Below are 12,882 nucleotides of genomic sequence, written 5' to 3' on the forward strand. Positions count from 1 at the left end.
AAAAGAGTGACAAGAGAACCGTCCCCTTGTCACTCTAAAACGTTTATTCTTTTACACAGCGTACGGGCATACCGCTTGAACGTGCTGCTGCTGAAGCCGGATTCCAAGAGGATTGCGATGCAGAAATGGCAGTTGCCTGATGCTTTTTCCCTTCTGCTGCTTCAACCGGATTGGCCGCAGGCGAAGAGCCCCACATAAATCCTGTAGTACTTACGCCATAAAGTTTCCCGCAACTGGAAGAGTTATTCTGACGGCGTCCTGCCAACGGATACCAATCTTTTGCTCCATCGGCAGCGGTATATACATAACCGTAATAAGCCGTATTCGGAGCCAACAGCGGAGATGAGAAAAGTTTTTGATAAACCAATGCGGCTTCGCACCAGTATTTTCCCGGAGCAACTTTATAACCTACAGGACAGGGATCGTAAATAGTCTTTACACCTTCTCCGGTACTGATTTCAGTCGCTTTATAGGTATCAAAAATATATATTTTTCCATCGGCATACGGATTTCCCCACAAATTATCGTCAGGGGTCTGAAGCCAGTCGGTTAACGTATAAGAAACCTGGTAATAAAACTGCATGGGATTACGCACGGCATCCTCAATCTGTTTTCCGCCAATTTCACAGGACCATTTCATATTTTCAGACGAATTGATAATCTTACCTTCTCCATCGTACATAAAGGCAGTATAACCTGCCTGTGTATAATCGTCCGGTGTACTGCCTCCGAAAGCCAGATTACTATCTTTACGGCTACTACCGTCACCATTTCCGGCAGCTGCCGGGAACGGATCTTTTCGACCCCACTGATAGTAAAAACCTAAAGCATTATCACTGCCTATTTCATTTGAAATCGCTCCCAAATTCCGGTCTAATACCCGGAACGCCTCCGTACCGGTTTCATAAGAATTATACGGATGTGCCTGCAAATCAGCTACACACCAGATATGCCAGCTCCAAAGTATTTCCCCGTTGGCATCTTTAGCAGCAATTAAGGCATTCCCTGCATGGAAAGTCTCGCCAGTCGTAAAATATATATAACCGTTCTGGTATTTAACATCGTTTACAATACCTGCTCCGTCAGCATAATAATCCTGCCAAAGTAATTCTGCTGAAACCGGAGAAATAGTCGTAGGCGTAATTCCGGGAGTTGTGGCATTGTTTCCCTTCACACAGGCATTGAACATATAAGATCCCGCTTCAGAAACAACATAACAATTCGAAGTGCCCCCAATGCTCAAATCGGAAACGATCACTTCCGGACGGCCTTCCTGTGACACAGTGATGGTTTTCACCACTGCATTGGGGGCTACACCTGCCGTAAGGGTTACAGTAGCCAGGGGCATGGCCTCGAAAGTTTTATTCTCTGCTACAGAAACCATCATGGTATGTTCGTCTTCTTTCGTAACGACGCACCAGGTTTGGTCGGATTCGACATTCCAAACTTTATTACTGCTGATATAAAATTCGGTATTAGAACCGCTGTAAAGAAACTGTAAAGTTTCAACATCAGGATCGATTGTCATTTCTGCCGGGGCAGAGCCTTCCTGCGAAACGGTAAATGAAACTTCGTCGGTATCCTCTTCTGAAGAAGCCACTACAGTCACTACAGCCTGCGGCATAGCGTCTATACCGGTATTTTCAGCCGCCGTAATACAGAAAGAGTTCGCAGCACTTTCAATTTTCACCCATTCTTGAGTAGTCGTAGCTTTCCAGTTTTTGCCGTTGGTTTCCACCTGAATCTCCATACTGCCACCCCTCTCTCCGAAGACCACATCTTCATCCGGGAGTAAACGTAACGTCGTAACATCTGTAATTACTATTTCATCTTTGGTCGAGCAAGCCATCATACAGCAAAAACCCACCATCATTAATCCTATTACAATTATTTTTTTCATGACATTTTCCATTTTTTGTTTGACGAATTGCTAATCTCTGGCGCAACGGACATTGAATCCATAGGTAATTCTAATATTAGTCCGCGCAAAACTTCCCGTCTCTTCAAACCCGATGGCATAGTTAAAACCTGTCATCAAATCATAAGGATTTGTTTCGCTGGTCCACACCCAGCCGCTGCGTCCAATCATAGACAAACGCCCGTTCTGGAAATTCCGGTATCCTTGTGCCGGGACCCTGTCTTTCCCGCGCATAACCCCCTGGTAATCGTCCCAGGAAATGGTACTGTTTACGGACGAAAAATAATTTCCCAATTCGTTCCGGGTCGGTAAATGCCAACCCGGAGGACAAGGATCACTTTCTCCGGTCCATTCCGTTCCATAGTTAGGCAAAGCTTTAATCGTAGTAAGATAAGTCGTAGCTATCGCTGATGCACTTGAATGAGTATGGGCATCACTCTCGTCTGAAACGTTCCAGTCAGCTACAAGTGCTGTATTTACAACTGTAGCTGCTGTATAACTGACTCCTTGCTCATTTCCCGGGGCAAACGGAGTTTCTTCATTGTAAGAAAACAATTCCTGAGGGAAGCTACCAACACCGGATGAACCGATAAACGGATCTTTACGTCCCCATTCATAAAAAAGACCGAACTGAGATACTTCACCCGTTAAATCAGAGGTTGCACCCAGGTTTACAGGCATCATATTACGCTCACGGGGTTCAAGTACCAGATCGGTGAGCCAAATGTGCCAGCTCCAGACGACCTTACCATTTTCGAGCAAGGCCAGTACAGCATTACCCGGTTTAAAATCACTGCATACAAATGAAATATATCCATTTTCCACTTTGGGTTCTACAGTCAGCAAACCTTCTTCAGTAGCCCAAAGCCAGTCGGCTGAACAGGCCGAAAAATCAGACGCAGTTGCCAGCTCACTCTTTCCCTGTACACGTGCATCGAATTTATAATAACCCGCTTCAGAAATCACATAACAATTGGAACGCCCTATCTCACTTAAATCAACAAGATCAAATCCGCTCTGTTTAACTTTGATACGAATTGTGGCAAAATTTTCCTCAAGCTGTCCAGCCGAAGTTTTTACTGTTACCGTTGCTTCTGGCAACTCTTGTGTGGTATGATTGGGAGCCGCACTCACCACAAAACCATTTCCCTCTGCGTTTGGAGTCACTTTACACCAGTCCTGATCGGAATTCACCTTCCACTCTTGCTGATTGGTACGTACGGAAATTATACGTTCTCCCCCTTCACTTGTAAAAATAATGTCGGACGAAGGCGTCAGACCGACTCTAGCCTTGGATACGTAAACGTAATTTGTGTCCTCACAGGCTATGAATGCTACAGCCGCCAGTAAGCAAACTGCAGATTTCACCAAAGAAGTTAAGTTTTTTTTCATAAGTTAGGTTTTTATTTAAAATCCAAATAAGATTGGAAAATTTATTTCAACATTTTAGTTTTTTCCTTTTATGCTGATTTAACAGGCATTTTATATTTCAAAATTGGATAAATTTATATAATAATAAGTTTTTTAAACTTTTTCTACACTATTTTTTAAAATCTTATTTATTCATTTTTTATAAACTATACATTACTATCAACTTTACTCTAAAATATAGTTTATCAAAACGATATAAATCACTTCTTTTTCAAATCTTAAATATTGGGGCTGAATCTGCTGGAGCCAGCATACACCTCCATTCATCCACCGGACTGTGGTTCTAAAAATAGAATACATTTTTAAATTATACAAATTTATTAAAATATAAAATATGCTTACACCTGAAATAAGGAATAGAATAAACTTTAAAATCAGAATATTAATCGTATCAGAAAGGGAAAGAGGGACATAAATTTAAAAAAAACGACCGGGAATAAGTAAAAAATGTAAATACAAAATTGGATTATATTTCAAATCAAAGCAGTTTAGCTACATAAACTTCATACGGATAAAATATTTACAAAACAAAAAACAACATTCAGAATAGTAAGGTTTGAGTACCTAAAAGGCCGACTGAAAATTGAAATTTCCAGCCGGCCTTTTTCATCCTTTCATTTTTATACTACTTATTTATTCAGATAAGCACATAACATCCAAACTAATTTTTCTTGTTCAGAAATATAGGGAGTCAATAAATCCTGGGTTCCGTCATCTCCGTTATCAGCAGCCACGGTTAAAATTTCGCGTTCCTGATTAATCAATACGGAAAGATTTTCCAAAACAGCATGCAAACATTCATCCCCATCCGATATATTTTCCACAGCCTTTAATGAAGCTGCCCGGGAATAAGCTGCATAAGAATGTAAAGGAACTCCTCCCAAAGTCAGAATACGCTCTGCTAATTCGTCTATCTTTTCGATAGCATCATTGTACAATTCTTCAAATTTGGCGTGAAGAACAAAAAAACGATTTCCTTTTATATTCCAGTGAAATCCACGTAAGTTCTGATAATAAATCTGGAAGTTTGCTAATAAACTATTTAAAAGATCGATTTCTTTCTTTGATTGTCCGGCGTTCAAACCGATAAAGTCTGTTGTTTTCATAATCTTATGTATTAATTGATTTATATTATATTTCTTTTTCTGATACAAATATACGGCAACGTAAAATATAAATCAAATCGATTGTTTTTACTTGTTTATAAATTTTAATTATACTTATTGAATATAAGCATTCTACAAACAGATAAAATATTTAAAATACAGAATTTTATTTTCAAACATTCTTATCGTTCTATGCTGGCTTTACGAATAATTAAATTTTAAATTGATTCTTTCTCCTTTAAATGGGTTTTAAAAACATTCCGGAGTCTGAAAATCTTTTCCCTCAGCCGACTTTAGAAACGTTTTATTTTAATAGATTGGCTTTTCACTTTTCCTTTAAACGAAGTAAATGATCAGCACTTTGAAGAATTTTATTCCGGAGTAAAGGCGGATAATGCGGGTGAGTTTCTAAAAAAGCTCTTACAGTATCTGCTGCAGCCGGAGTATGGTGCCCTTTTAAAGAAACAGCAGCCCAATTTTTAGGGAAAAAGATATCTCCCGTACGCTGAATATCCTCCAGTATTTCCAAAGCAGGACGGATATATTTTAATGCCTCTTTTTGTCGCAAAGGGTGATTCAAATAAGAGAGTACGCTTAAAGTCCAGGGTTCAACCGGACGGTTTTCTGCTTTTAAAAGAGAATAAAAAAGGGAATCTCTGACATTTAAACAGGGGCTCAGGGCAGGGGCAATAAAGTCAAATTCCCGTAACCGGTCGGGATTTGTAATTCTGGACCGTTGTACATCTAAAATTCTTCCGGTTTTTTCCGGCAGTCGAATACACAATGCATAAGCCATATCGGTATAATCCTGTTCACTGAGGTATACACCTTCAGGTAATTTCTGTGATTCCCAAATAGCATATATTTTACGGGCACAAGCAGGAGTACGAAAAATACGCAACAAAGTCCGGAACGCTCCCTGTTTGTATTCTTTTCCTAACGGGCTCTGTACTAATGCCAGACATTTTTCTTCTACTTTCCGGACATCTTCTTCATTGATACGGGGATCAGTACAGCAAATCCCGAGATAATTCAACAAAGCAGAATAAATAAATAGGTTTTCTTCTGTCTGTATAGAAGACAACAGGCTTTCCATAAAATCAGCAGTTCTCAATTTTCCTTCTCTGTTGTTTTCATAAAGAGTCATCAGGATACTCATTCGGCGGACGGGATCCCGGTTATCTTTCCAATGTTTTAAACAATAAGCAAGGGAAGCGGAATCTAAAGCAAAATAACCGTATTCTTTTCCTCCCACACCGGGTATTACGACATCTGCTTCTTTTTCCGGAACAATCTCTGCCGTTTCGTTTTCCAATACGACTTCCCGGATTTTTAAAGAATCGTTTTTTACCAACATTACAGCTATTGTTTGGGGCCATCGGATGTTCCGTCCCCAAATATCCTGCTGAAGTAATTGCCAGTTTCCTTTTCCCTTCCGGACAGTAATTTCCGGTAAACCTTTTTCATTGACCCAGACACGACTCCATTTTTTTAAATCGGCGGCAGTATGCCGGTCCAAAATATCAATCAATTCTTCCCAATCGGCATTCGAATAAGCATAGGCAGTCAAATACGACTGTATTCCCTTCCGGAAAGATTCTTCTCCCATTTTTTCCTCCAACATCCGCATCACAACAGGTGCTTTATTATAAATAATCTGTCCGTATATTAATCCGGCATCCTTTAAATTTTCCAGATTTTGTTTAATAGCGTTACACCCTTCTGTACGGTCTTCGGAATAAGAAGCCGCATAAAAATTCTTTAAAGCACTTAAAGTATGATTGATGGCGGGAAAAAGAGGCTCTGTCATTTTAGCTGCAAAAAAATTGGCAAACACTTCTTTTGTCCATACATCATCAAACCATCTCATGGTAACATAATCTCCGAACCACATATGGGCTGTTTCGTGAGCAATCAGCTCTGCTCTTGCCAATTCTTCATTTAGGGTAGGATGTTCCGCTAAAAACATCCGCTTATCATTATATAAAGTCGCACCTGTATGCTCCATACCACCAAATTGAAAACCAGGCAAAATAATTAAATCGTATTTGGCAAACGGATAAGGTATACCTGTGTATTTCTCCATCCAGTCCAAAGCATTAAAGACCTGACCGGCAATTACGGGCAACTGTGCTACCCTTCCCGGATCCGTCTCCCGGTAGTAAATGGAAATATCTTTCCCTGCCTGAGTATAAAAAGTCCGTTCAAAACATCCGGCAACGAAAGAAAATAAATAAGTACTCAGGGGTTCAGTCTCTGCAAAAAAGATCCAGCGCCCCTTCCCGTCCGTATAAGATTTTTCTACCGGAGAATTAGCAACAGCCTGCCATCCTTCCGGTATCCGCAATCTCAAAGTGAAACGGGCTTTCAGATCCGGCTGGTCAAAACAAGGAAATAAGGTACGGGCCCGATCCGGCACCAATAAGGTATATAAATAATCTTCATTCCGGTTTAATGACTGATTACCTGCAGTAAATAAGATTTCCACCCGATTTAAACCTATAACTGTTTCCGCAGCCGGAATAACGATATGTTCATTTTCAAACCGATATTCAGCAAGTTGCCCGTTGACGCTTACCTGTTTTAATTTCTGCTGCTCTTCCCGGAAATCCAATACAATCACAGTCGGTTCAGATAAATTAAAAGTGATTTCTTCCTGTCCTTCTATCACTTCACATTTCTGTTCCGGAAGTTGAAATTCCAATTTATACTTCAAATCGGAAATTGAAGCTTTCCGATAGGCAGCTAATTCTTTACTTACCCCAGGAACAAGCCAATCCACCTGTTTTTGTGCACATCCTCTCATAAAAAACAGGCCGCAAATTCCCCACCATAAATACATCTTCTTCATAACAAACACCTTTAGATCATTTGAACATCTCCAAAACCCGGCGAACAGAACCTAACTGAATTTTTGATTTATAAATTTAAGGATATGGCCCGATTACCGAAATAACAGACAAAAAAAATAGGTCTGGAAATTTCTCTCTGAAGGGGCAATATTGCCCCTGACAGAAACGCTCTTCACTCCTCTTTCGGTTATGCCGCTCATTCGTTTTTCAACACTTCCACCGGATTTGCATTGGCAGCTTTCCAGCTTTGCCAACTGATAGTTAACAAAGTGATTAACAAGATTACCAAACCGGCCCAAAGAAATACCCAGCCGGAAAGAGTTGTTTTATACGCGAAGCCATCTAACCAGGATAAAACGGCATATCCGGCTAACGGACAGGCAATCACACAGGCAAGGATAACGAGACGCAAAAAGGTTCCATTAATCAGAATCACCATTTGCCAATTTGTAGCCCCGTTCACTTTTCTGACTCCAATTTCTTTGGCTTTAAACTTAGCATTGAATAATACCAGTCCGTATACTCCCATTAAAGCGATCAAAATGGTCGCTAAACCAAAGATATTCACTAATTTTCCCAAGCGTTCTTCATTTTGGTAAAAGCTGTTGAGATGATCGTCCAAAAATTTCACCTCATATCCATAGGCGGGAGAGAGAGTACGAACGGTTTTCCGGATATGGGCCAAAGCTTCATTCCGGCTTGCAGCATTGATTTTTATGTAAAAATAATGAGCCCATTTTTCATCTATACCTAATAATAAAGGACGGATATCCTGCTGAAGTGGTAACAGATTAAAATCTTTCAATACCCGTGTCACTTTCATTCCCGCCAACTCTTTTCCTATAGGATCAAAGCCATATTTTTTTTGAAACGTCTCATTCACCATTGCGGTACTGTCCAAGGGATTTACGCAAGAATCGCCCACTAAAACTTTTAGTCCAAAAAAATTCAGATAATTAGGAGCGACCATGCAAACATCACATTCGATCATCTGGTCTTCACCGTCGATAGAAGCCCCGAAAAACCAATGTTGCATATCCACGTCCCCTATTAATTCAGAACCAAAGGTAACGTCTGCAACGGCAGAATTCTGACGTAATTCATTCGTAAAAGCATTCCGTTGATTTCTAATATCGCTGTTTCCTTTCAGGAAAACGACATGTTCTTTCTCGATCCCCCAAGGCTGATTTTTCATCCATTCCAGTTGGCGGCTGATAAATATTGTGCCTATGATTAACACAACGGAAACAACATACTGAAAAACGACCAGGGTATTGCGCAGGTATACTCCGCGTGGAGACAAAGCCTGGGAACCTTTCAGTACCAAAGCCGGTGAAAAAGATGTCATATAAAAAGCCGGATAACATCCTGCAAGCATTCCGACGACAAAACTTATCCCGGTTACAAATAACAACAAACTCATGTAATGAAACGGATTCAAGGGAGCGTACAACACTTCCTGTAAAGAAGTCGTCCCTAATAAATAACACCAGAAGAATCCCAGCAGACAAGAAACAAAAGCAAAAAGTACAGCTTCTGAGACAATGCAAAAACGCAAAAAACGGTCGGTTGCCCCAAAAGTTTTCTGGGTATTTAAACTTTTAATCCGCGAAGGAGCCAATGCTGTTGAAAAGTTCACAAAATTTACGACAGCCACCACCAGAATCAGCCCCCCTATCAGTAATAAGACATTTGTCATCGCTTTATTTCCGCAAGCTTCCTGACTATGGCGCACATCAGCAAAATAAAGATCTTTCAGCGGATAGAATTTCAGTTGATAATTATCTATAAATTTATTTGAGACCAAGCTATCCAAACTCCGTAATTTATGTTCCAATGCCTGAAAATCTGTCCCTTCCCGAATGACATAATAGGTTTGATAATTCCATTGATTCCAATTTTCCCAACGATTAAAACTCCCTGAATAAGGCATGTTCTGAAAAAAAGAATTAGAAGGTACATCCCGGTAAACAGCAGCAATTGTCAGTTCCTGTTTTCCACCGAATAAAACCGTTTTTCCGACAGCATCGGTACCTCCGAAATATTTTTGTGCTAAACTCAAAGGTAAAAATACATTATTCTTAACCGTCAACGCTTGCCGATAATCTCCCGCTACCACATCCAGATCAAAAACATCGACAATACAAGTATCTGCATATCCGTAACTATCTTCAAAAAAATCCACCTCTCCATTCGGCTTAACAACGGAAAAACTCATTGAACCAAACGATTGGCCAATAATACAGGAAAATGCCAATTCAGGTATTTCGGATTTTATCAGCCTGTAATAGGGCATAGGTACCAAAGAAGAATACTGATTTCCGGAATTCTTTTTTATCTCCAGCCGGTAAATCTGATCAGCTTTTGGAAACGAATCGTTATAGCTATATTCATAGTCTACCTGAATCAAAATCGCAGTAAATACAGCAAAAGCCACCGACAAACCCGCAATATTTAAAATACTAGCTCCAAAAGAACGTTTCAGAACATGAAAAAAATTACGAAAAATTTGTATCATAAAGCATAAATTTTAAATGCGTACAACAAAATTTACAACCGGAGAAAAGATATTCATTGAACCTTTAATAAAGTTTTTTCTACTCGCTCTTAAGTGTTTCTACCGGATTACGTACAGCTGCCCGCCAGGATTGCCAAACAACGGTCAGTACTCCCAGCATAAAAACAAATACCCCAACCCCGACATACGTCCACACCGTCATCTGTTGTTGATAAACAAACTGTTTTATCCATTGGAACGTAAAATAAATTGCTACGGGCAAAGCCATCAGAAAAGCTATTAAAATCCATTTCATAAAACGGCTGCAAAGCACTTCCATCACTTGTACTTCTGTCGCTCCGCTCACTTTCCGCAAGGCAATTTCTTTCATTCTATTTTCCACAGAATACCAGGCCAGACCGAATAAACCCAGACAAGTTAAAATCAAACTGATCCAGGAAAACACGAATACTAAATTAAATGTCTTTTGTTGCTCCTGATGCAAATTCCGGAAAGAATCAGCTAAAGTTTCCCATTCAAACGGCTGTTCATCGGGAGCGATTTCTTTCCACAAAGCCATCATCTTGGCAACAGCCGCTGAACGGTTTTCGGCTGATATTTTCACCACAGTTGTATATGGTTCTTCCGAGGTAATCATCAAAGGTTCAATTGCCCGCGTCAAATCGTCAATAATGTAATTATGAACCACTCCGCAAATGACATATTCTTGTCCGTTGAATTGAAAACTGTTCCCTACGGGACTCTTTATGTCCCATTTTTCTACCATAGCTTCATTTACGACAACGTAATTACCAGGAGAAGTAGCAGTAAAAGGACCTCCTTCCAAAAACTGTAAATTAAATAAACGGAAATAATTCTCATCCGCATTCACTATATTCATATTTTTCCCATTGACCGATATCATTGCGTCTACAAAAGCGGACCCCCAAGCTACATCTTCAATTTCAGGAATAGAGAAAAGCCGTTCATGGAAAACAGCTCCTAAATTTTCATCCATCATTCCATCTGCATCAATTGTAATAATCCTTTCAGCTCCCGGACGATTATGGGCAACAAAATTCATCTGACGTTGCACATTCACCACAAAAATCAATAACACAATAGAAATAGCAAATTGAGCCACGACCATTCCCGTTATTAAACGGGAACGCTTTCCGTACTCTTGTTTTAAAATACGACTCAATTGCGATTCACCTAAACGGGAAAAAATATAAAGGGTCGGAATTATAATCACTAATCCCAACAATCCCGCCAAAATCCAGGGTGTCGCCCCAGTAAAAAAATCAGAGAAAAATAAGCGGGCTCCGAATAGTCCATTGAATTGAGGCAAAAGTTGATAAATCAATATAAAGGCAATACCTACTGAAAAAAACACATGTAATGCTGTTTCTACCATCAATTGTGTACGCATTTGCTGCTTAGAAGCCCCGAATGCCATTTGCTGTCCGGTATTTCTCAAACGCTGTAAAGTCCGGGTCATACTGATATTGATATAATTAAAACAAGCTATCAATAAAACAGCCAAAGCAATACTGATTCCAATGTACAAAAAAGAGGGGTCTCTGCTTAAAATCAATCCTTCCGGATCCGCATCCGATGAAAAATAAACCTGATCCATCGGGACAAACTTTAGTTTACTATTTGTCTGAAAAGTAGTGTCTGCCTCAATCTTCTCCCCGATACTCTTAGCTTCTACTCCTTCATTTAAGCCGACAAAAGTATAGTATGCCCCAATCCATCCTTTTAAATTGGTAGCGATCTCTGCCTTTGGCAGACCGGCCAATAAATTATAATTGAAAAAACTTCTACGGGAATCATCCAATACTGCGGTTATAACATATATCTTTTCTCCCATTTTATTATAAACCATTCCATTTGTCAGCCGTACCGTTTGATTTACATTCAACGTCAGAGATTCCCCTACCACATTCTCTTTTCCAAACCGTTTCAAAGCAAAAGAACGGGTAACAGCAATTTCTCCGGGACGACTAAGCGTCTGTTCCAAATCTCCTTCGATAACTTTCGGTTGAAAAATACGCGCAAAATCAGGCTGAACTTCATAATAACCGCTCAGTTCCTCAGGTTTACCTTTATCAATCAACTGAGTATAACAATAATGAAACACACAATAATCCCCTACTTCCGGATACCGCTCTTTCAATTGTAAAGCCAAACTTCCTTGTCCTCCTCCAAATACTTCCAATTCTGTACTCCCGTAAAAAACACTGGTTTCCCTTAAAGCGTACCAGCGATCACTATTGGGTAAAGCATGGGCTATCCGGTATTCATTTACGACAAAACCCGACATTAAAATGCTGCATGTCAACCCTACAATTAAACTAAATATAGAAATGACAGTATATACCTTATTACGCGCCCAACCACGGAAAATCATTTTAAATTGAATTAACTTCATTGTATTGTCATTTATAATTTTTAAATCATAACAGAATATACAAGAAGCATACCAAACACTTAGTAATTTGAAAATCAATATAATATACATATATTATTTTATAATAATGTCTAATAAATAGACATCCCCTGTCCAAAAAATTAACAAGAAAAAGCACTTTATTTTCGATCTTTTCTAAAAAGAGAATATATTTGACGGAATATTTCAAAATCCATTGTATCATTTTTGCCGGGAAGAAATTTTCCATATAAAGCTATTATTTCCGGTACTTTTTCTATGTTGTGAACCATCCTCTGGCGTTCAGTATATCCCTCAGAGAAAAGAATCCTCTATTTTCACACTACAGAATCTGACTGATCGTTTCAGCCGGAAAACAATTGCCTGCAGAATTCTCCGGAAAACTGACAGCCAATATCCGGACTTCCTTCTTCTTATTGCGGTTAAATAGTACAGAACGAAAGGAGATTCTTCCAAATTACCCTGTTTATTTTATTATCCGGGACTTCACTACGAGGCAGGAAACAGAGAAAGAGAAGCCCTGAAAGCATACGTTCAGGCAGAGCCACGTTTCCTGACAATTAAAAATATGGAGGACATCGAGCCTTGTACTTTTACTGGCCTTATGTACTATTTTCCTTTTG

General features: G+C 39.6%; 6 protein-coding genes. All 6 read right to left on the reverse strand.

Annotated features, from left to right (window positions below; all coding sequences use genetic code 11):
- Positions 1-43 precede the first annotated feature (43 nt).
- A complete protein-coding gene (locus Q0465_RS09155) occupies positions 44-1,900 on the reverse strand; it encodes a BACON domain-containing protein (RefSeq protein WP_298615360.1) in 1,857 nt (618 codons plus the stop codon).
- A 30-nt stretch (positions 1,901-1,930) separates the two neighbouring features.
- On the reverse strand, positions 1,931-3,310 hold the full coding sequence (locus tag Q0465_RS09160; RefSeq protein WP_298615362.1) for a BACON domain-containing carbohydrate-binding protein: 1,380 nt from the start codon (positions 3,308-3,310) through the stop codon (positions 1,931-1,933).
- Positions 3,311-3,978: 668 nt separating this feature from the next.
- On the reverse strand, positions 3,979-4,455 hold the full coding sequence (locus Q0465_RS09165) for a Dps family protein (protein WP_298615364.1): 477 nt from the start codon (positions 4,453-4,455) through the stop codon (positions 3,979-3,981).
- A 325-nt stretch (positions 4,456-4,780) separates the two neighbouring features.
- Positions 4,781-7,306: a M1 family aminopeptidase gene (locus Q0465_RS09170; protein ID WP_298615366.1), complete on the reverse strand. Its 2,526-nt coding sequence runs from the start codon at positions 7,304-7,306 to the stop codon at positions 4,781-4,783.
- A gap of 197 nt (positions 7,307-7,503) precedes the next feature.
- Positions 7,504-9,825 (reverse strand): ABC transporter permease, encoded by a 2,322-nt coding sequence (locus tag Q0465_RS09175; protein WP_298615369.1) that lies wholly within the window; start codon positions 9,823-9,825, stop codon positions 7,504-7,506.
- Positions 9,826-9,904: 79 nt separating this feature from the next.
- The gene (locus Q0465_RS09180; RefSeq protein ID WP_298615372.1) at positions 9,905-12,241 is read right to left on the reverse strand and encodes an ABC transporter permease; all 2,337 of its coding nucleotides are present in this window, start codon (positions 12,239-12,241) and stop codon (positions 9,905-9,907) included.
- Positions 12,242-12,882 lie beyond the last annotated feature (641 nt).

It is taken from the genome of uncultured Odoribacter sp. (assembly GCF_937966165.1).
GTDB lineage: Bacteria > Bacteroidota > Bacteroidia > Bacteroidales > Marinifilaceae > Culturomica.